The organism is Achromobacter sp. UMC46 (genome assembly GCF_014170335.1).
Classification (GTDB): domain Bacteria; phylum Pseudomonadota; class Gammaproteobacteria; order Burkholderiales; family Burkholderiaceae_B; genus Achromobacter.
Map to the genome: position 1 here is coordinate 121,150 of NZ_LZZS01000035.1, position 19,146 is coordinate 140,295.

The 19,146-nt window shown below is 65.5% G+C and carries 20 protein-coding genes; 7 read left to right on the top strand and 13 right to left on the bottom strand.

Going from position 1 to position 19,146, the window contains the following annotated elements:
• The first annotated feature begins 179 nt into the window (after positions 1-179).
• From A9973_RS24470 to A9973_RS24480, 3 genes are all read left to right on the top strand, one after another.
• Positions 180-446 (top strand): type B 50S ribosomal protein L31, encoded by a 267-nt coding sequence (locus A9973_RS24470; RefSeq protein ID WP_183016238.1) that lies wholly within the window; start codon positions 180-182, stop codon positions 444-446.
• Positions 447-569: 123 nt separating this feature from the next.
• Positions 570-2,300, top strand: a complete 1,731-nt coding sequence (locus A9973_RS24475; protein WP_183016239.1) for a glycosyltransferase — start codon at positions 570-572, stop codon at positions 2,298-2,300.
• Positions 2,297-3,700: an MATE family efflux transporter gene (locus A9973_RS24480; RefSeq protein ID WP_183016240.1), complete on the top strand. Its 1,404-nt coding sequence runs from the start codon at positions 2,297-2,299 to the stop codon at positions 3,698-3,700. Before A9973_RS24475 ends, A9973_RS24480 begins: the two co-directional genes overlap by 4 nt.
• Before the next feature lie 69 nt (positions 3,701-3,769).
• On the opposite strand, the gene paaK is transcribed toward A9973_RS24480, so the two are convergent.
• From paaK to paaA, 9 genes are all read right to left on the bottom strand, one after another.
• On the bottom strand, positions 3,770-5,086 hold the full coding sequence (gene paaK, locus A9973_RS24485) for a phenylacetate--CoA ligase PaaK (RefSeq protein ID WP_183016241.1): 1,317 nt from the start codon (positions 5,084-5,086) through the stop codon (positions 3,770-3,772).
• Between the two features lie 107 nt (positions 5,087-5,193).
• Entirely contained in the window at positions 5,194-5,664 is a 471-nt protein-coding gene (paaI, locus tag A9973_RS24490; protein WP_183016242.1) for a hydroxyphenylacetyl-CoA thioesterase PaaI, read from the bottom strand.
• Positions 5,664-6,452 (bottom strand): 2-(1,2-epoxy-1,2-dihydrophenyl)acetyl-CoA isomerase PaaG, encoded by a 789-nt coding sequence (gene paaG / locus A9973_RS24495; protein ID WP_183016243.1) that lies wholly within the window; start codon positions 6,450-6,452, stop codon positions 5,664-5,666. Before paaG ends, paaI begins: the two co-directional genes overlap by 1 nt.
• Before the next feature lie 135 nt (positions 6,453-6,587).
• On the bottom strand, positions 6,588-8,252 hold the full coding sequence (gene paaN / locus A9973_RS24500) for a phenylacetic acid degradation protein PaaN (protein ID WP_183016244.1): 1,665 nt from the start codon (positions 8,250-8,252) through the stop codon (positions 6,588-6,590).
• Between the two features lie 46 nt (positions 8,253-8,298).
• Positions 8,299-9,387 (bottom strand): 1,2-phenylacetyl-CoA epoxidase subunit PaaE, encoded by a 1,089-nt coding sequence (gene paaE, locus A9973_RS24505; protein WP_183016245.1) that lies wholly within the window; start codon positions 9,385-9,387, stop codon positions 8,299-8,301.
• Positions 9,388-9,400: 13 nt separating this feature from the next.
• Positions 9,401-9,907, bottom strand: a complete 507-nt coding sequence (gene paaD, locus A9973_RS24510; protein WP_183016246.1) for a 1,2-phenylacetyl-CoA epoxidase subunit PaaD — start codon at positions 9,905-9,907, stop codon at positions 9,401-9,403.
• Positions 9,904-10,668 carry a 1,2-phenylacetyl-CoA epoxidase subunit PaaC gene (paaC, locus tag A9973_RS24515; protein ID WP_183016247.1) on the bottom strand — a complete coding sequence of 255 codons (765 nt, stop codon included), beginning with the start codon at positions 10,666-10,668 and terminating at the stop codon, positions 9,904-9,906. The genes paaD and paaC overlap by 4 nt, the downstream gene beginning before the upstream one ends.
• A gap of 15 nt (positions 10,669-10,683) precedes the next feature.
• A complete protein-coding gene (paaB, locus tag A9973_RS24520; protein WP_006225111.1) occupies positions 10,684-10,968 on the bottom strand; it encodes a 1,2-phenylacetyl-CoA epoxidase subunit PaaB in 285 nt (94 codons plus the stop codon).
• 84 nt (positions 10,969-11,052) lie between these two features.
• Entirely contained in the window at positions 11,053-12,042 is a 990-nt protein-coding gene (gene paaA, locus A9973_RS24525) for a 1,2-phenylacetyl-CoA epoxidase subunit PaaA (RefSeq protein ID WP_183016248.1), read from the bottom strand.
• A gap of 172 nt (positions 12,043-12,214) precedes the next feature.
• On the opposite strand from paaA, the gene paaX reads away from it, so the two are divergent.
• Positions 12,215-13,144, top strand: coding sequence for a phenylacetic acid degradation operon negative regulatory protein PaaX (gene paaX, locus A9973_RS24530; protein ID WP_183016249.1), 930 nt, complete (start codon positions 12,215-12,217; stop codon positions 13,142-13,144).
• A 23-nt stretch (positions 13,145-13,167) separates the two neighbouring features.
• Here the strand turns inward: paaX and A9973_RS24535 are convergent, their stop codons facing one another.
• Both A9973_RS24535 and orn read right to left on the bottom strand, forming a co-directional pair.
• Positions 13,168-13,791, bottom strand: coding sequence for an NAD(P)H-hydrate epimerase (locus A9973_RS24535; protein ID WP_183016250.1), 624 nt, complete (start codon positions 13,789-13,791; stop codon positions 13,168-13,170).
• Positions 13,792-13,881: 90 nt separating this feature from the next.
• Positions 13,882-14,427, bottom strand: a complete 546-nt coding sequence (orn, locus tag A9973_RS24540; protein ID WP_183016251.1) for an oligoribonuclease — start codon at positions 14,425-14,427, stop codon at positions 13,882-13,884.
• Positions 14,428-14,488: 61 nt separating this feature from the next.
• Between orn and A9973_RS24545 the strand changes: the two genes are divergently transcribed.
• Together A9973_RS24545 and rsgA are read left to right on the top strand one after the other, a co-directional pair.
• On the top strand, positions 14,489-15,739 hold the full coding sequence (locus tag A9973_RS24545; protein WP_183016252.1) for a M48 family metallopeptidase: 1,251 nt from the start codon (positions 14,489-14,491) through the stop codon (positions 15,737-15,739).
• Positions 15,736-16,701, top strand: a complete 966-nt coding sequence (gene rsgA, locus A9973_RS24550) for a ribosome small subunit-dependent GTPase A (RefSeq protein ID WP_255469279.1) — start codon at positions 15,736-15,738, stop codon at positions 16,699-16,701. Before A9973_RS24545 ends, rsgA begins: the two co-directional genes overlap by 4 nt.
• 10 nt (positions 16,702-16,711) lie before the next feature.
• Here the strand turns inward: rsgA and A9973_RS24555 are convergent, their stop codons facing one another.
• A complete protein-coding gene (locus tag A9973_RS24555; RefSeq protein WP_183016253.1) occupies positions 16,712-17,443 on the bottom strand; it encodes a CoA pyrophosphatase in 732 nt (243 codons plus the stop codon).
• A gap of 123 nt (positions 17,444-17,566) precedes the next feature.
• Positions 17,567-17,947, bottom strand: a complete 381-nt coding sequence (gene rplS, locus A9973_RS24560) for a 50S ribosomal protein L19 (protein WP_054423686.1) — start codon at positions 17,945-17,947, stop codon at positions 17,567-17,569.
• A 323-nt stretch (positions 17,948-18,270) separates the two neighbouring features.
• Between rplS and A9973_RS24565 the strand changes: the two genes are divergently transcribed.
• A complete protein-coding gene (locus A9973_RS24565) occupies positions 18,271-19,143 on the top strand; it encodes a DMT family transporter (protein ID WP_183016254.1) in 873 nt (290 codons plus the stop codon).
• Positions 19,144-19,146 lie beyond the last annotated feature (3 nt).

Sequence of the window (19,146 nt, forward strand, 5' to 3'; positions counted from 1 at the left end):
GATCCCGTCCGTCCGCCGTCGCTGGCGCATCGGGATTTCCCCGTGCTAGAATTTGGGGTTACTTTTCGGATACGTGGCGAGCGTTCTTGCGAAGTCGTTCCTTGCGGACGGTTTTTCGCGGCCTGGCTGGCGACCCTAACACTTTGAGAAAGACTCCTCGCGAGTCCTAGGAAAGCACCATGAAAGAAGGCATTCACCCCGAATACCGCGACGTCGTCTTCGCCGACCTGCAAACGGGCAACAAGTTCATCACCCGTTCGACCCTGCACACGCGCGAAACCGTCGAAATCGACGGCAAGACGTACCCGCTCTTCAAGTGCGACGTGACCTCCGAATCGCACCCGTTCTACACGGGCGCCCAAACGCGTATCGTCGAAACCGGCCGTGTGGAAAAGTTCCGCGCCCGCTTCGCCCGTACCGCCGGCACGGTCAAGTCCGCTTCCTGATCCTGCCGCTCCTGCGGGAGTCGCAGCAAAAAGGCAGCCTCCGGGCTGCTTTTTTTTCCCCCTAGCCAGCTTGTTACGCGCTGGGGGCTGGCGCAACCAGACCACTCGGTTACATTAACGCCCGTGTCCCCACTTTCTCTTTCCACTCCGGCCCGGCTTACGTCACTGGCCACCGCAAAGCTCCCCAGACTGATTCTGCTGGGCTTGTCGCTGGCCTATATCGTGGCCGGCCTGTTCATGCGCGACCCGTGGAAAACGGACGATGCGGTCGGATTGGCGACCATGATCACCGCCATCCGAGAAGGCGGCATCACGTGGTTGCTGCCCCAAGTGGGACATCTGGCGCATGCCGAGGAAGGTCCGCTGATCACCTGGGTGGGCGCCGCCAGCATTTGGCTGTTCGGGCCCTTCGTCGGCGACATCACGGCCGGGCGCCTGCCCAACCTGCTGTGGTTCGGCATCACCGCGACGAGCGTCTGGTACGGCACCTACCTGCTGGGCCGCCGCCCTGAAGCCCAACCGCTGGCCCTGCCCTTCGGCGGCGAGCCCGCCCCGCGCGACTACGGGCGCATGCTCGCGGACGCGGCCTTGCTGTTGCTGCTGGCCACGGTCGGCATCCTGCAACGTACCCACGAGACCACCGTCGTGCCCGCCATCATGGCGTGCCAGGCGCTGGCCTTCTATTCGCTGGCCCGCAGCGTCGACCGCCCGGTGACCGGCACCACTACGCTGGGGATCGCGCTGGCGGCCAGCTTCCTGACCCGCGGCTGGGTCGGCGCTGTGCCCATCATGATCGGCGCCCTGCTGGCCTTCTACCCGCGCAGCCAACTGTGGAAATGCAAGCGCTGGCTGCCTTGGGCCGCGCTGGTGACCGTCGCGCTGATCCTGGCCTGGTGGATTCCGGCCAACGAAAGCAGCCAGTACTGGATCCGCAACTGGAAGACCTGGAACCTGGCGTCTTTCGCGTGGCCGTCCTGGCACGATATCGGCCGCACGCTGCGCGACCTGCCCTGGTACCTCTGGCCCACCTGGCCGCTGGCGCTGCTTGCCGCCTGGCGTTGGCGCGCCTGGATCTATGCGCCCCACATCTGGCTGCCGCTGATGCTGCTGGCGTGCTCCGCGCTGGTGCTGTTCGGCCTGGAAGAAGCCACCGATTCCGAATATGTGCTGCTGGCGGTCCCGTGCGCCGTGTTGGGCGCGTTCTCGCTGCCGACCCTGCGCCGCGGCGTCGTCAACACGCTGGATTGGTTCGCCGTCATGTGCTTTTCGCTGACGGCGGCCACCGCCTGGCTGGGCTGGGTGGCGCTGCACTTCAACTGGCCGGCCCAGATATCACGCAACATCGCCCGCCAGACAACCGGTTATGAACCGGTGATTTCCTGGACCGCTTTCACACTGGCCGTCATTTTCACGGTGGCCTGGATCGCGCTCGTCGTCTGGCGCCTGCGCGTGCGTCCGCAAGCGTTGTGGCGCGGCACCGTGCTGTCGGCCGGCGGCTTGACCGTGACGTGGATCCTGCTGGTGCTGCTGTGGCAGCCCGCCGTGGACTACGCCCGCAGCTACCGCACCGTCTCGGGCCAACTGGCCCAGGCATTGGAGCAGAACGCGCGGCCGGGCGAATGCGTCCGCGGCCTGAGCCTGGGCAGCGGCCAGCGTGCATCGTTCCTGATCTTCAACAACCTGACCTTCACGTTCGACGCGAAGTGCACGCTGATCCTGCAACAGACCAGCAACCAGAGCCTGCGCGACAACACCGCCGCGTATAGCGACGGCGCCGACGTGCTGTGGCAGGGCGGCCGCCGCGCCGACCGCCAGGAAGTGTTCCGCCTGCTTCGGGTCGGCGCCAACCGATGAGTTCCGTGAACGCGGCGCCGATGTCCTTCGGCGCCACTCTGCGCGGCATCGCCAAGCAGGCCTGGCCCGTGCTGATCAGCCAATGGGCCGGCATCTCGTTCGGCGTGCTGGACACCGCCATGACGGGCCACTCCAGCGCCAGCGACCTGGCCGCGATGGCCCTGTCCGCCTCGATCTACATTACGGTTTTCGTCGGTCTGATGGGCGTGGTCCATGCCCTGATCCCCATCCTGGCCCAGCACTACGGCGCCGGCAACAATCTGGAAGTCGGCCGCAGCTGGGGCCAGGGCGTCTGGCTGGCGCTGGGCCTGTCGGCCGTCGGCGCGGTCCTGATGCTGTTCCCGGATGTCTGGCTGTCGATGTCCGGAGAAGTCGCCCCCGCAGTGCGCGAGCGCATCGCATCCTACCTGCAGGCGCTGGCGCTGGCCCTGCCCGCCGCGCTGGTATTCCGCACGATCTACGCGCTGGGCACCTCGGTGTCGCGCCCCAAGCTGGTCATGGCCATCAACCTGTCGGCCATCGGCTTCAAGGCCTTCTTCAATTGGCTCTTCATCTACGGCAAGCTGGGCCTGCCGGCCATGGGCGCCACCGGCGCCGGCCTGGCGACCGCCCTGGTGTCATGGATGAGCCTGGGGCTTGGCCTGTGGGTGATCACGCATGACCGCTTCTACCGCCGCTTCCAACTGAGGGTCGGCAGGCCCGACTGGAAGACGCTGAAGGAACTGCTGCGCCTGGGCATCCCGATGGGCGGCTCGTACCTGGTGGAAGTGTCGGCCTTCACGTTCATGGCCTTGCTGGTGGCGCGCGAAGGCACGTTCGTGACGGGCGGGCACCAGATCATGTCGAACCTGGCCGCGCTCTGCTACATGATGCCGATGGCACTGGGCGTGGCGACCGCCGCCTTGACCGCCCAGGCGATCGGCGCCGGCAACCTGGCCCACGCGCACCGCACCGGCATGGCCGGGCTGGCGCTGGGCCTGATCGGCGCGCTGCTGACGGCGGCCGTGCTGCTGGCGGGCCGACCGCTGATCCTGGCGGCCTACACCGACGACGCCGGCGTGGCGGCCGTCGCCACGACCTTGCTGGCAGTGCTGCCGCTGTTCCACCTGTTCGATTCCATGCAGTGCATCAACTCCTACCTGTTGCGCGCCTACAAGGTCGCGGTGGTGCCGCTGCTGCTGCAAGTGGTGGCGCTGGCAGGCGTGGGCCTGGTCGGTGGCTGGTGGTTCGGCTTCGGGCCGGGCAAAGGCGGCCTGGACGGCGTGCGCAACATCCTGGTGCCGGGCTCTCCCGTCGGCGCGGGCAGCATGTGGCTGATGGCAATGGTCGGCCTGGCCCTGTCGGCTGCCCTGCTGCACTTCTGGTATCGGCGGATCGTGCGGACGATGGCGCTGCCGTAGACGCTGCGGTCGAAAAAAAAGCCCCCTCGGGGGCAGAGAGCTCACACAGTGAGCGAAGCGTGGGGGCGCCTACCCTTTCGGTCTTTTGTCGATCACGCGGCGCGCCTTGCCGGTCAGGGTGCGTTCCACATGCCCGGAATCCGACACCTGGATGCGCGCGCTGACGCCGATATGCGTCTTCACCGCGTGTTGCAGCTGGCGACCCAGGTCATTGCGCTCGGCGTCCGACAGGCCCGAGAATTCGGCGCGCACTTCGGTCAGGATCTCAAGCTCGTCCATGTTCCCCGAGCGCGACAGCACCAGTTGATAGTGCGGCGCCAGCTGGGCGATCTTCAGCACCAGTTCCTCGACTTGCGTCGGGAACATGTTCACGCCGCGCACGATCAGCATGTCGTCGCTGCGGCCGGTGATCTTGCCGATGCGGCGCATGCTGCGCGCGGTCGGCGGCAACAGGCGGGTCAGGTCGCGCGTGCGGTAGCGGATGATGGGCATCGCTTCCTTGGTCAGCGACGTGAACACCAGCTCGCCCGGCTCGCCGTCGGCCACGGGTTCGCCCGTGTCCGGATTGATGATTTCGGCATAGAAATGGTCTTCCCAGACCACCGGACCGTCCTTGGTCTCGACGCATTCGCTGGCCACGCCCGGCCCCATCACTTCGGACAGGCCATAGATGTCCACGGCGTCGATGCCGGCTTCGGTCTCGATGTCGGCACGCATCTGGCCGGTCCAGGGCTCGGCGCCGAAGATGCCGATGCGCAGCGAACTTTGACGCGGATCAATGCCTTGGCGCCGCTGTTCTTCCAGAATATTGCAGAAATAGGAGGGCGTGACCATGATGATGTCCGGACGGAAATCGCTGATCAGCTGCACCTGCTTTTCGGTTTGCCCGCCCGACATCGGGATGACCGTGCACCCCAGGCGCTCGGCACCGTAATGCGCGCCCAGGCCGCCCGTGAACAAGCCGTAGCCGTAGGCCACGTGCACCGTGTCGCCGGGCTTGCCGCCGGCCGCGCGGATCGAACGCGCCACCAGGTTGGCCCAGTTGTCCAGGTCGCTTTTGGTGTAGCCCACCACCGTCGGCTTGCCCGTCGTGCCGCTGGAGGCATGAATGCGCGATATGCGCTCGCGCGGAACGGCGAACATGCCGAAGGGATAGTTCTCGCGCAGTTCCTTCTTGGTCGTGAAGGGAAACTTCGAAATATCGGACAGCTGCTTCAGATCGTCCGGATGCACGCCCGCGTCGTTGAACGCCTTCTTGTAGTGCGGAACGTTCTCGTAGGCATGCTTCAGCGTCCACTTCAGACGTTCCAGCTGCAACGCGCGAAGTTCGTCCTCGCTGGCATGCTCGATGGGGTCCAGCCCCGGCTTGCTCATGGTGTTGGACATGGTTATCTCTCTCCTGAAATTCTCTCTGCACCGGTATCGGCGGCGACGGGGGTCTGAGCCCCGGGCGCGCGCCGCCCTGCCGGCGGCCTTGTCTTTGGTGGGTTGCCTTACGCGTCGGCGGGAACGCCGACGATCTGGCCTTTGATGCGATAGGAGCGTCCGCGGAACAGCGCGACGTTGCGGCCGTCCTGATTGGTCACGGTCACGTCATAGACGCCCGTACGGCCCGCCAGCGAGCGTTCCTGAGCCACGGCCGTCAGCACATCGCCTTCGAACCCCGGCGCCAGATAATCGATGGTGCAACCGGACGCCACCGTGCTGACATTGCGCGAATTGCAGGAAAACGCGAAGGCGCTGTCGGCCAGGGCGAAGATGAAACCGCCGTGGCAGGTCTTGTGCCCGTTCAGCATGTCGGCGCGCACGCGCATCGTCAGGCGTGCATAGCCGGGCGCCATTTCCTCGACTTTCATATCCAGGCCCTGCGAGGCCGCATCGCCGGCGTACATCACGGTGCCGACGGCCTGCGCCAGCTCCTGGGGATCAGCCGGCACTTCAACAGCGGGAACATGCACGTTCATCATTGCCCCTTGAATTGCGGTTCGCGCTTGCCGAGAAAAGCGGCCACGCCTTCGGCGTAATCGGCGCTGCGGCCCAGTTCGCGCATCATGTCGCGTTCCAGGTCCAGCTGCGTGGACAGGTCGTTGCCCAGGCTGGCCTGCATGGCCCGCTTGGTGAACGCCAGCCCCTTGGTGGGCGCCGTGGCGAAGTGCTTGGCCAGACGGTTCAGCGCGGCGTCGAATTCCTCGTCCTCCACGCATTGCCAGATCAGGCCCCACGCTTCCGCCTGCCTGGCGCTGAGCTTGTCGCCCAGCATCGCCAGGCCCATGGCGCGCGCGCGGCCGACCAGGCGCGGCAGCACGAAGGTGCCGCCGGTGTCGGGGATCAGCCCCAGCCGGCAGAACGACTGGATGAAGTTGGCTGAAGCTTTGGCGATGACGATATCGCCCGCGAACGCCAGGTTGGCGCCCGCGCCGGCCGCCACGCCGTTCACACCCACCACGACAGGCATGGGCAAGGCGTTCAGGCGGCGCACCAGCGGGCCGTAGAACTTGTCGACCGTCTCGCCCAGATCGGGCGGCGTGCCGTCTTCGGCGGGCTTGCGCTCGCTCAAGTCCTGCCCCGCGCAGAAGCCGCGGCCCGCACCGGTCAGGACCAGCACGCGCGCGCCTTCGGTTTCAACGCGCGTCAACGCGTCGGCCACTTCGCCATGCATGTTGGCGGTGAAGCTGTTCAGCTTGTCCGGGCGGTTCAGCGTCAGGCGCGCGATACCGTTGGACAGGTCGAATTGGATGTCTTGGTAGCTCATATCAGTTATCCATTGCGGGCACGCTACTGGCATTAAAGGTAATCGGTAACCCCCTATCCGGGCCGCGCGGAGCCGGCTTTGCCGGGCCGCAGCGGCGCCCCTCGAGGGGGAAGCGCGTAGCGCTTCGGGGGTGGGCTAGATATGACGGCGGGTTTGCACCACGCGGAAGCGGTTCGACACGAACGCGGTGTCGGACAGCGCCGCATTGGCGGCCGGGTTGGCGCCGGTGCCGTGGAAGTCGCTGAAGGCGGCGGTCTGGTTCACGAACACTGCACCCGTCAGGTTCAGCGACAGCGACACGCCGGACACTTCCGCCGCGTCCTGCACCTGGTCGGCCACCTGCGCGTCCGTCGTGTAGGCGGACAGCGACAGGGCGCCGTGCTGGACGACGCTGTCGCGCGCCAGTTGGATGCTGTGCGCGGTGGAATCGGTGGCCACCACGAAAGCGATGGGGCCGAACCATTCCTGGCTGATGGCGGCATTGCCGGCTTCCGTGCGCAGCAGCAGCGGCGTGCGCACGCGGGCGTTCTCGAACTGCGGGTGCGTCAGCGTCTTGCTGTCGGCGACGACCGGCAGGCCGAGCGCGCGAGCGCGTTCGATGCGCTCGATGATGCCTTCATTCTGGATCGCGCCCGTCAGCTCAACGGCGCGCGCGGCGTCCGCGCCGACCTTCTCCAGCGCCACGCCCAGCGCGGCGGCGACGTCGTCGAAGCTGACCCGGCCTTCCGGCGTATTGATGCCGTCGCGCGGCACGTAGATGTTCTGCGGCGCCGTGCACATCTGGCCCGAATACAGCGCCAGCGAGAACGCCAGGTTGCGCGCCACGCCCTTCAGATCGTCGGTCGAGTCGACGATGACCTGGTTGACGCCGGCCTTCTCGGTATAGACCAGCGCCTGGCGGGCGTTGTTCTCCAGCCAGTCACCGTTGGCGGTGCTGCCCGTGAAGTCGACGATCTTGACCGCCGGGTCCAGCGCCAGCTTCTGCGCGGTGTCGTCGCCGGCTTCATGGGCGGCCAGCAGCACGACGTCGGGGTCGAAGCCCGCTTCCTGCAGCACTTCACGCGCCACCTTGACGGTGATCGCCAACGGCAGGATCGCCCCCGGATGCGGCTTCACGATGACGGTGTTTCCGGTCGCCAGGCTGGCGAACATGCCCGGGTAGCCGTTCCAGGTCGGGAAGGTCGAGCAGCCGATCACCAGCGCGACGCCGCGCGGCACCACGGTGAACTGCTTTTCCATGCGGATGGGATCGTTCTTGCCCTGCGGTTTTTCCCAAATCGACACGCCAGGAATGCGCGACATTTCCTGCCAGGCGTAGGTCACGGCCTCGAAGCCGCGGTCTTGCGCGTGCGGGCCGCCGGCCTGGAAGGCCATCATGAAGCCCTGACCGGTGGTGTGCTGGACCGCGTAGGCGATCTCGAAGCTGAGCTTGTTCAGGCGGGCCAGGATTTCCAGCGACACGCCCACCCATGCCTGCGGACCGGCGCGGCGCCAGTCTTCCAGCGCGCGCTTGGAGGCGGCGATCAGCTTGTCGACCGGCACGTGCGGATACGTGATGCCCAGGTCGAAGCCGTAGGGGGATTTCTCGCCGCCCACGGTGCCGTCGGCGTCATGCAGGTTCAGCGGAAACGGCTTGCCCTGCAGCGCTTCGAAGGCGGCACGGCCGTCGTCGTTGGCGGTTTCGCCATAGTTGCGGGGGCTGGGCGACTCGGCGAACGGGCTCCAGTAGCCGCGCAGCGCGGCGGCGGCCAGGGATTGTTCCAGCAGGGGCTGATGGCGTTCGAAGAATTTCTGGGACACTGTGTCTCTCCAATGAATTAGGGATGTCTGCCTGGCGCGCGCCGGGTCAGGTTTCCTGGTCGAAGTCGATGACCAGGCGGTCGCTGACCGGGAAGCTCTGGCAGCTCAGGACGAAACCGCGCGCCACTTCGTAGTCTTCCAGGGCGAAGTTGGCATCCATGTCCACCTCGCCTTCGACCACTTTGCAACGGCAGGTGGAACACACCCCGCCCTTGCACGAATACGGCAACTCGATCCCTTGCGCCAGCGCCGAGTCCAGCACGCTGTCTTTATTCTTTTCAATGACGAACTTGCGGCTGTGGCCGTCCTGCACCACAGTGACCTCGCACTGGCCCTTGCCGGGCGCCTGGCGTGCCTCGTGGCCGGTACGCAGCGCACGCGGCCCCTTGGGCGCGCCGAACAGTTCGAACTTGATGTTCGACTTCGGAATGCCGCGGGCCTGCAGCCGCTCGACCACGCTTTCCGTCATGGTCTGCGGACCACAGACAAAAGCGTAATCGATATCCTCGGGGCTCATCCAGGCCGACATCAACTGGTCGACCTTGTCGCCGTCCAGGCGGCCGTTGAACAGCTCGATGTCCTGCGATTCGCGGCTCATCACGTAGACCAGCGAGAAGCGGTCCATGTACAGGTTCTTCAGGTCTTCGATCTCTTCGCGAAAGAGCACGGCCGACGACGCGCGGTTGCCGAAGAACAGCGTGAACTTGCTGCCCGGCTCGGTCGACAGCGCGGTCTTGACCAGCGAGAACACCGGCGTGATGCCGCTGCCCACGGCGAAGGCCACATAGTGGCGCTTGTTTTCGGGCGAGAAATCGACGGTGAAGTTGCCCGCCGGCGCCATGACTTCCAGCGTCTGGCCGGGTTGCAATTCCTGGTTGGCCCAGCTGGAGAACGTGCCCTCGTCCACTTTCTTGATCGCCACGCGCAACAGCTTGTCGTGGGGCGCGGAACAGATCGAGTACGAACGGCGCAGCTCTTCGCCGTTCAGCTGGGTGCGCAGGGTCAGGTACTGGCCGGGCAGGAAAGCGAATTCCTTGGTCAGCGTGTCGGGAAGATCGAAGGTCACGACGACGGCATCGCGCGTATTGCGCGCCACCGAGGCCACCTTCAACGAATGGAATTGGTTCTGGCTCATCTCGAAACCACGCTCAGTGAGTCTTGAAATAATCGAAGGGTTCGCGGCAAGCGACGCAGCGGTACAGCGCCTTGCATGACGTGGACCCGAAGTTGCTGACCATCCGCGTGTCGCGCGAACCGCAGCGCGGGCACGCGATGGCGGGCGCGGCGGCGCGGCGGCTGATGCCCGAGATGTCGATGGCACGTTCAGCAGGGGCGGCGATGCCGTAGCCCTTGAGCGCTGCGCGCCCCTTTTCGCTCATCCAGTCGGTCGTCCAGGCGGGCGCCAGGCGGGTGTCGACACGGACCTCGCCCACGCCGTGGCGCGCCAGCGTCTGCTGGATGTCCTGCGTGATCTCGCGCATGGCCGGGCAGCCGGAGTACGTGGGTGTGATGACGACGACGCAAGCGTCGCCGTCCCAGGACACGTCCCGCACCACGCCCAGGTCCACCACAGACAGCACGGGGATCTCCGGATCGGGAACCTCCTGCAGCCAGGCGTAGACCTGGTCGGCGGAAATGGGCGCCAGCGCGTTCACCACGTGGCTCCGGGATAGGCGCGCGGCAGATGCTGCATTTCCGCCAGCACGTAGCCAAGGGCTTCGGTGTGCCTGCCCTGGCGTCCGCCGCGGTAGGCAAGATGATCGGCCGCGGCCTCGTCCGGCACGGCAAGCGTAGATTCTTCCAGCACTTCGCGCACGTGGGCCATCCAAGGCTGGCGCAAGGCGGCCAGCTCACAGCCGATGCCGCGGGCGGCCACGTCCTGATCCACGGCGTCGTCGGCGAACAGTTCGCCGGTGAAGCGCCAGGCGTCATCGATGGCGGCCTGCATCTTGCCGTGGCTTTCAGCGGTGCCGTCGCCCAGGCGGACGACCATGTCCGAGGAGCGGCGCACGTGATAAGTCACTTCCTTGATCGACTTGGCGGCGATGGCGGCCACGCGCTCGTCCGAGGATTGCTCCAGGCGCTGCAGCAGGAAGTAGTGCCAGACGTCGAACAGGAACTGGCGCGCCATGGTGTCGGCGTAGTTGCCGTTGTCGCGCTCCACCAGCAGCACGTTGTGGAACTGGTGCGTGTCGCGGAGGTAGGCCAGCGCGTCTTCGTCGCGGCCGGCGCCTTCGATTTCACCGGCCAGCGTCAGCCACATGCGGGCCTGGCCCAGCAGGTCCAGCGCGGTGTTGGTCAGCGCCAGGTCTTCTTCCAGGATGGGGCCGTGGCCCGTCCAGGCGCCCAGGCGCTGCGACAGGATCAGCGACGAATCGCCCAGCCGAAGCAGATATTCAAACAGAGTCTTGTCCATGTCTCCCCCGCCGCCTTACATGTGCTTGATTTCTTCGGGCATCGGGAAAAACGTGGGATGCCGATAGACCTTGCTGTTGGCCGGTTCGAACAAGGGTTCCTTGTCGCCGGGGCTGCTGGCCGAGATGTCCGAGGCGCGCACGACCCAGATGCTCAGGCCTTCGTTGCGGCGGGTATAGACGTCGCGGGCGTGGTTGATCGCCATTTCGGCGTCGGACGCATGCAGGCTGCCGACGTGCTTGTGCGCCAGGCCGTGCTGGCTGCGGATGAACACTTCCCACAAAGGCCAGTCTTTGCTCATGATGGATATCCTTGGAATGCCGGGCACGCGCCGCGCGCACCGGTCTACGATGATGATGGGATGGGGAATGCGGCCGGATGCGGCTCAGGCCGCTTTGCGCTGGGCCTGCTTGTCGGCGTAGGCGACGAGGGCGTCGCGCACCCAGGCGCCGTCCTCGTGCGCCTTGACGCGCGCGGCCAGGCGCTCCCGGTTGCAGGGGCCGTTGCCCTTGAGCACCGCGTAGAACTCGCTCCAGTCGATCTCGCCGAAGTCATAGTGGCCGCGCTCGGCGTTCCACTTCAGATCGGGATCCGGCACGGTCAGGCCCAGGTATTCGGCCTGCGGCACGGTCTGGTCGACCATCTTCTGGCGCAGTTCGTCGTTGGAGAACAGCTTGATCTTCCACGCCATGGACTGGGCGCTGTTGGGCGAGTCGGCGTCGGACGGGCCGAACATCATCAGCGCGGGCCACCACCAGCGGTTCAGCGAGTCCTGGACCATCGCCTTCTGCTCCGGCGTGCCGTGCAGGCACATCTGCATCAGCAGGTCGTAGCCCTGGCGCTGGTGGAAGGACTCTTCCTTACAGACGCGCACCATGGCCCGTGCGTACGGGCCGTAAGAACAGCGGCACAGCGGGATCTGATTGATGATGGCCGAGCCATCGACCAGCCAGCCGATCATGCCGATATCGGCCCAGCTGAGCGTGGGGTAGTTGAAGATGCTCGAGTACTTGGCGCGGCCGGCATGCAGGTCGTCGATCAGGTCGTCGCGCGACACGCCCAGCGTTTCCGCGGCGCTGTACAGGTACAGCCCGTGGCCGGCTTCATCCTGCACCTTGGCCAGCAGGATCGCCTTGCGCTTGAGGGACGGCGCGCGGGAGATCCAGTTGCCTTCGGGCAGCATCCCGACGATTTCCGAATGCGCGTGCTGCGAGATCTGGCGCACGAGCGTCTTGCGGTAGGCGTCCGGCATCCAGTCCTTGGCCTCGATGCGCACGCCGTCGTCAATGCGGCGCTGGAACGTCTGGTCGCGGCCTTCAAGCTGGTCCGCGGTCTTGACCTGCTTGACGCCGGTTTCGACGAGTTGAGCGTACATGTCTGTCTCCTAGAGACGGTTTGCGAAAACGCAAAGCAAACGTTCCGCAGTGCCGTCATGTCATAGGCCGATTATTTAATACAAAAAAACCATTGTCAAACCCAAATCTGTATCACATTAGATTTATGTATCATATTGCAGATCCTGATATCGGCCGCTTGCGGCCCCCCTTATGGCAAACCCTCAGTCGCCCCTGGACCGCTTTCTGTCCCGCTTATTGAAAAGCGATCCGCCCCGCGCCAAATCCCTGTGCGTCAGCTTGCTGGGCGACGCCCTCGCCCCGCATGGCGGCGCCATCTGGCTGGGCGACCTGATCGCCCTGCTGGCCCCGCTGGGCATCAACGAACGGCTGCTGCGCACCAGCGTGTTCCGGCTGGTCGCCCAGAACTGGCTGCAATCCGAACGCCATGGCCGGCGCAGCCTGTACCTGATTTCCGAACAGGGCCTGCGCCATACCGCGCATGCGTCGCAGCGCATCTACGAGGGCGCGTCGCGGGACTGGAACGGGGAATGGACGCTGGTGGCGCTGCCGCGCACGGGCAACGGCCTGGCCGAACGCGCGGAACTGCGGCGCGAACTGGTCTGGGAAGGTTTCGGCATGATTGCCCCGGGGCTGTTCGCCCATCCGCACACCGAGGCACGGGCGGCGCACGACATCCTGGACAAGCTCGGCATCCCGGACCGGGCGCTGGTGCTGTCGGCCCGCGACCTGGCCGGCGCAGGCGGCCTGCCGATCGCCAGCCTGGCCTCGCAATGCTGGAACCTGGAAGACGTGGCCGAGCAGTACCGCCAGTTCTCCCGGAACTTCGGCCCGCTGGAAAAGCTGCTGGAAGAACCGCCCTCGCCGTCCGAGGCGTTCGTCGTCCGCGTCATGCTGCTGCACCATTGGCGCCGGATCGTGCTGCACGACCCCCAACTGCCCGGCCCGATGCTGCCTGACAACTGGCCAGGCCACGCGGCGCGCGAACTGTGCGGACGGATCTACTGGAAGGTGTTCGACGCGTCGGAGACGCACCTTGCGGCCTTGGCCGGCCAGGACAACGAACGCTATGCCCCCCTGGCGGGAGACATCGCGGCGCGCTTCGGCGGAAGGCCGGCCTGAATTTCCGGCCTGGCTGCCCGGCCTCAGGCGGCCGGCGACAGGATCACGCCCAACGTATCGACATGACGCTCGCCGGCGGCCATCTGGCCGGGACCGGGACGCGACAGCCCGGCGGTTTCGGCGATGAAGGACAGCGTCCAGTGCGCCTGGATGGGGCGCCCCAGCGCTGCGCCGGTATCCGCGTCGATGCCACTGGGCACATCCAGCGCCAGCACCGGCACGTTCCAGCCGTTGACGGTATCGACCAGCGCTTGCCAATCCGCGTCCAGCGTCCGGTTCAAGCCGATGCCGAACAAGCCGTCGATGACGATGTCGGGGACGTCGCATGGCATGAGCGTCGTCCGGGTCTCGCCGCCAGCGCCGTGCCAGCCGGCCCAGGCAAGGGCCGCGTCCGGCGGCAACCCGGCTGGGCCGGATGGCAGCAGCACCCGTACCGCATATCCCAGGGCGAGCAGGCGCGTCGCGGCCTCTAGCGCGTCGCCCCCGTTGTTGCCGGGGCCGGCCAAAGCCAAAAGGGTGTGGTCAGGGGGAAAGCGGGCCGCGATGAACTCGGCGGCCGCCCGGCCCGCCAGCGGCATCAACGCCCGGCCCGAAGCCCGCGCAAGCTGTTCGGCGCGGCGAATCTGAGCGACGGAGTAGGACGGCATGGCGAAGTCGCGGCGAAAGGGGCTGGCAGTGAATAGGCCCCATCCAAGGGATAGGCCTGACCCAGTTTACGCCGCGCCCCCGGCCGCCGCTCACACCTTCAGGAAGTGCTCGCGGTAGTACTTGAGTTCGTCGATGGACTCGTAGATGTCGGCCAGCGCTTCGTGGCGGCTCTTCTTCTCGAAGCCCTTGTACACGGCCGGCGCCCAGCGGCGCGCCAATTCCTTCAGCGTGCTGACGTCCAGGTTGCGGTAGTGGAAGAACTGCTCCAGACGCGGCATGTAAGCAAACATGAAGCGACGGTCCTGGCTGATGGTGTTGCCGCACAACGGCGATCTACCGGCAGGCACATGCTGCGCGAGAAACGCCAACAGCGTATCCTCTGCCTGCGCCTCGGACACCGTCGATGCCTTGACCTTGTCGATCAGGCCGCTCTTGCCGTGGGTGGACTTGTTCCAGTTGTCCATGGCGTCAAGCAGGCTGTCGGGCTGGTGGATCACCAGCACCGGGCCTTCGGCCACGACCGTCAGATCAGGCTCCGTCACCACGACGGCCACCTCGATGATGCGTTCTTTCTCAGGTTCCAGGCCCGTCATTTCCATGTCGAGCCAAACCAGGCGATTTTCGTTCACAGCCATATAATTTGCCTATAAAACGCGCGATTTTCGCACATCCCTATTCGAGCCTGACGCTGCGCCCATGTTCACATTGCTGTTCGTTGCTTTCCTGCTGACCGATATTGCCGTGCGCCTGTGGCTGGCGTCACGCCAGATCCGCCATGTCGTGCGCAATCGCGACCACGTGCCTGCCGAATTCTCCCACCGGATCGGGTTGGCCAGTCACCAGCGCGCGGCGGATTACACCGTGGCGCGCGTCAAGCTGGGCATGCTGGAACACACCTTCGACGCGCTCGTGCTGGTGTGCCTGACCTTGCTTGGCGGCCTGCAGTTCATCGACCAGGCGGTGGACCAGCTTACCAGCAATGACTTCCTGCGGCAGTTGCTGCTGCTGACGGTCATGGGCGTGCTGCTGGGCCTGTTGGGCCTGCCGTTCGCGATCTGGCGCCAGTTCAGACTGGAGGCCCGGTTCGGCTTCAACCGCATGACGCCCGAGCTGTTCATCAGCGACTGCGCGAAGAATGCGTTCTTCGCCGTGCTGCTCGGGCTGCCCCTGATCGCCGCCGTACTGTGGCTCATGGGCAGCGCAGGCACGTACTGGTGGATCTGGGCGTGGGCATTGTGGTCGGCCTACAGTGTGGCCATGCAAGTCATCTACCCCCGGTTCGTCGCCCCGTTCTACAACAAGTTCACCCCGCTCACCGACCCGGCGCTGGCCGAGCGCATCCAAGGCCTGGCCAAGCGCTGCGGCTTTGCGCTCAATGGCTTGTTCGTGATGGACGGATCGCGCCGTTCAGGCCATGGCAACGCGTACTTCACCGGCTTCGGCCGATCGCGCCGCATCGTGTTCTTCGACACGCTGCTGTCGCGGCTGAACGGCGACGAGATAGAAGCGGTGCTGGCGCACGAGCTGGGCCACTTCGCCAAACGGCACATCACCAAACAGATCATCATCGGGTTTGCCGTGACGTTCGTGTTTTTCGGCATTCTGGGCTGGGTCGCGCAACAACCCTGGTTCTACGTGGGCCTGGGCGTTTTGCCGCAGTTGGGCGGCAGCAATGATGCCATGGCGCTTTTGCTGTTCATCCTGGTCCTGCCCGTTTTCACTTTCATGCTCACGCCTTTGATCAGCCTATTCTCGCGCCGGAACGAGTTCGAAGCGGACCGCTATGCGGCCGAACAGGCTTCACCGGAACGTCTGGTTTCCGCGCTGGTCAAACTCTACGACGACAACGCCTCTACGCTGACTCCCGACCCTGTGCACTCCGCCTTCTACGACAGCCATCCCCCCGCCGCCGAGCGCATCCGCCACCTGATGGCGCCTGCCGCATGAACGCCCGCAACAACAGCAGCAGGAAACCTCCCAATCAGGCGCCGGCGGGCGCGCCGGCCGCAGAGGCCGGGCTGGAAGGCCGCATCATCGCGGCGCACGGCCGCCATTACACCGTGGAACTGGCCGACGGGTCGGTACGCAAGTGCTTTCCCCGCGGCAAGAAGGCCGGCGCCGCCGTGGGCGACCGCGTCCGGATCACGCCGCAGGGCAACGACGAAGGCGCCATCGACACCATCCTGCCCCGCAGCAACCTGCTGTACCGCTCGGACGACATGCGCTCCAAGCAGTTCGCCTCCAACGTGGACCAGCTTCTGATCGTGATCGCCGTGCGGCCGACCTTCTCGGACGACCTGACCGGCCGCGCGCTGGCCGGCGCCTGGAGCGCGGGCATCTCGCCGCTCATCATCCTGAACAAGACTGATCTGGCCGACGAACTGCCCGCCGCCCGGGCACGCCTGGCGCCGATCGCGGCGCTGGGCGTGCCGGTCATCGAATTGAGCGCGCTGGAGCCCGAAAAGGTCCACACCCTGCTGGCGCCCCATCTGGCCGGCCGCACCAATCTGCTGCTGGGTCAAAGCGGCATGGGGAAATCCACGCTGCTCAACGCGCTGATCCCCACCGCGGGGGCCGCCACGCGCGAGCACTCCACCGCGCTGGACATGGGCAAGCACACCACGACCAGCACGCGGCTGTATCACTTGCCCGAGCCGGGCGGCGACCTGATCGATTCCCCGGGATTCCAGGCCTTCGGTTTGCAGCACCTGACCCGCGAAGACATCATCCGCGGCTTTCCGGAATTCACGAAGCCCATCGAGGCATGCCGCTTCTACAACTGCACGCACCGGCAGGAACCGGGCTGCGGCGTCCTTGCCGCCTTGCAGGCGGGCGAGATCAATCCGCTGCGCTATGCGCTATATGAGCGGATTCTGGAAGAGAACCTGGCGGGGCAGCAGCGCTACTGACCGCCGGCGATCAGCGCGGCTGGAACCCGTTGCGCAGCAGGTGATAGAGGTTGCGCAGCATGCCGGCGGTGGCGCCCCATATGAAATGGCCGCCGTAAGGCATGCCGTAATAGTTGCGCACCCGCCCGTCGTCCAGCCGCGCTTCATACAGGCGGTGGTTGGCGGGATCCATCAGGAACGACAGCGGCACTTCGAACACTTCCGCCACTTCGAACGCGTCGGGCGCAAGATCGAAACCCGGGCGCACCAGCGACACCACCGGAATGATCGAGAAGCCCGTCGCCGTCAGATACGGCGGCATGCTGCCCAGCACTTCCACATGGTTGGCGGGCAGACCCGTTTCTTCCTGCGCCTCGCGCAGCGCCGCGGCCACCGGGGTCGAGTCGCTGGTTTCGATGCGCCCGCCGGGAAAGCTGATCTGGCCGGCGTGGTCGTGCAGGTGCGCGGCACGCTGGGTCAGCATGATGTGCACGCCGTTGTCGCGGGTGACCAGCGGGATCAGCACGGCGGCGGGCACGGGAGTGCCTTCGCGGCCTGGATAGCGCAGGTCGTTGTCGCGGGAAAGCTCCAGCGTCCAGGTGGACGGCTGGCTGAGCGTGCCCCGCAGGGAATCCGGGGTCAGCAGGCTGGCAGGCACGGCCGGCAAGGACTCGTTGGCCACTACCCAAGGTTGCGTCGCGGGGTCGAAGCCGGGACGCGCGAGCGGCCGTCTAGGCCGCGCGGAATACGAGGAATCAGACATACGGCTCTGCAAAAAGAAAAAGGCACCCTCGCAGGTGCCTTTTTAACCCGGAAACCTGTGCCGGACGAAAACGCTGAATGGCGCGGACGTCCGACACTGGTAGGGCCGTGTGCCGATAAGCGATCAAGCCGCCGGGGCTTGCTTGCTGACCAGCTTTTCCTTGATACGCGCCGACTTGCCCGAGCGGTTGCGCAGGTAGTACAGCTTGGCGCGGCGCACGTCGCCGCGGCGCTTGACTTCGATACCGGCGATTTGCGGCGAGTACAGCTGGAACGTACGTTCCACGGCTTCACCCGACGAAATCTTGCGCACGGTGAACGCGGAGTTCAGGCCGCGGTTGCGCTTGGCGATGACAACGCCTTCGAAAGCCTGCACGCGCTTGCGGGTGCCTTCAACGACGTTCACGCTCACGATGACGGTGTCACCAGGAGCAAATTCAGGCTTGGCTTGGCCGCCGGTCAGACGGGCAATTTCTTCCTGTTCCAGGATAGCGATAAGGTTCATTAGAACTCCTTGATCATCATGTCTTTGCGGACTAAAACTTTTGCCGTTCGATGTTGTTCACGTAAAAGCGTCGCCATCAGATGGCTGGCTTCACATGTGCATGGCTGGCAACCGATGAATAATCCCGGTGAAGATGTACTCCCACTCCCGGGCCTACCCATCTACCCGCAATGCTCGTACCGCAAGCAGAGGATGAGATTTGGCAAACCAATGATTCTACACCAAAAATTCGGTTGAGCGTCGGGTAGAATGGCGACCTTCCGGTGGCTTTGCTGTACCCTTGCCACTTCTGTAACAAACACGTCATCTGACGCTGTTCCCTCATGTCGTATACGTCCCTGTTATTGGTTGTCCTGGCGGCAATGGCCCACGCGACGTGGAACCTGCTTGCCAAGCGAGCGGCCATGGTGGGCGCCCCATTCGTCTTTGCGTACGGACTGTGCGCCTCGGTGCTGTATGCGCCCTGGGTGATCTGGGTGCTGATGCATGACGGCATGACCTGGACCTGGCCCGTCGTGGCCGCCATCCTGACTTCCAGCCTGTTGCATCTGGGCTACAGCCTGTGCCTGCAGCGCGGCTATCAGGTGGCCGACTTGTCCGTGGTGTACCCCATCGCGCGGGGCACCGGCCCCCTGCTTTCAACCACAGGCGCCTTCCTGCTGCTGGGGGAACCCGCCACCAGCACCGGCATCATCGGCATGCTGTGCGTGGTGATCGGCGTATTGCTGATCGCGACCCAAGGCCGGCTGACCATCTTCAAGCAGGCTCAGGCCTGGGTGGGCGTGCGCTGGGGCGTGGTGATCGGCCTGTTCATCGCGGCCTATACCGTGGTGGACGCCTACGGGGTCAAAGTCTTGCTGATCAGCCCGGTGCTGTTCGACTGGTTCACTTGCGTGACACGCACGGCCATGATGACCCCCCACATGGTGAGCCGCCGCGCTCAGGCCTGGGAATCCATGCGCGGGCACTGGCATCTTGCGCTGGCCGTGGGCCTGCTGTCTCCGCTGGGATACATCCTGGTGCTTTACGCCTTGCGCAACGGCGCGCCGCTAAGCCTGGTGGCGCCTGCGCGTGAAATGTCCATGATGCTTGGCACCTTGGCGGGCATGTTCCTGCTGCGCGAAAAGGTGGGCCCCGGGCGTCTGGCCGGCTGTCTGTCGATTCTGGCGGGCGTCATCCTGCTGGGTTCCAGTTGAACC

Coding starts and splice junctions, on each gene's coding strand:
- A9973_RS24470 (WP_183016238.1), top strand. CDS start 180: ATGAAAGAAGGCATTCACCCCGAATACCGCGACGTCGTCTTCGCCGAC.
- A9973_RS24480 (WP_183016240.1), top strand. CDS start 2,297: ATGAGTTCCGTGAACGCGGCGCCGATGTCCTTCGGCGCCACTCTGCGC.
- paaK (WP_183016241.1), bottom strand. CDS start 5,086: ATGTCCAACACCATGAGCAAGCCGGGGCTGGACCCCATCGAGCATGCC.
- paaI (WP_183016242.1), bottom strand. CDS start 5,664: ATGAACGTGCATGTTCCCGCTGTTGAAGTGCCGGCTGATCCCCAGGAG.
- paaG (WP_183016243.1), bottom strand. CDS start 6,452: ATGAGCTACCAAGACATCCAATTCGACCTGTCCAACGGTATCGCGCGC.
- paaE (WP_183016245.1), bottom strand. CDS start 9,387: ATGAGCCAGAACCAATTCCATTCGTTGAAGGTGGCCTCGGTGGCGCGC.
- paaC (WP_183016247.1), bottom strand. CDS start 10,668: ATGGACAAGACTCTGTTTGAATATCTGCTTCGGCTGGGCGATTCGTCG.
- paaB (WP_006225111.1), bottom strand. CDS start 10,968: ATGAGCAAAGACTGGCCTTTGTGGGAAGTGTTCATCCGCAGCCAGCAC.
- paaA (WP_183016248.1), bottom strand. CDS start 12,042: ATGTACGCTCAACTCGTCGAAACCGGCGTCAAGCAGGTCAAGACCGCG.
- paaX (WP_183016249.1), top strand. CDS start 12,215: ATGGCAAACCCTCAGTCGCCCCTGGACCGCTTTCTGTCCCGCTTATTG.
- A9973_RS24535 (WP_183016250.1), bottom strand. CDS start 13,791: ATGCCGTCCTACTCCGTCGCTCAGATTCGCCGCGCCGAACAGCTTGCG.
- orn (WP_183016251.1), bottom strand. CDS start 14,427: ATGGCTGTGAACGAAAATCGCCTGGTTTGGCTCGACATGGAAATGACG.
- A9973_RS24545 (WP_183016252.1), top strand. CDS start 14,489: ATGTTCACATTGCTGTTCGTTGCTTTCCTGCTGACCGATATTGCCGTG.
- rsgA (WP_255469279.1), top strand. CDS start 15,736: ATGAACGCCCGCAACAACAGCAGCAGGAAACCTCCCAATCAGGCGCCG.
- A9973_RS24555 (WP_183016253.1), bottom strand. CDS start 17,443: ATGTCTGATTCCTCGTATTCCGCGCGGCCTAGACGGCCGCTCGCGCGT.
- rplS (WP_054423686.1), bottom strand. CDS start 17,947: ATGAACCTTATCGCTATCCTGGAACAGGAAGAAATTGCCCGTCTGACC.
- A9973_RS24565 (WP_183016254.1), top strand. CDS start 18,271: ATGTCGTATACGTCCCTGTTATTGGTTGTCCTGGCGGCAATGGCCCAC.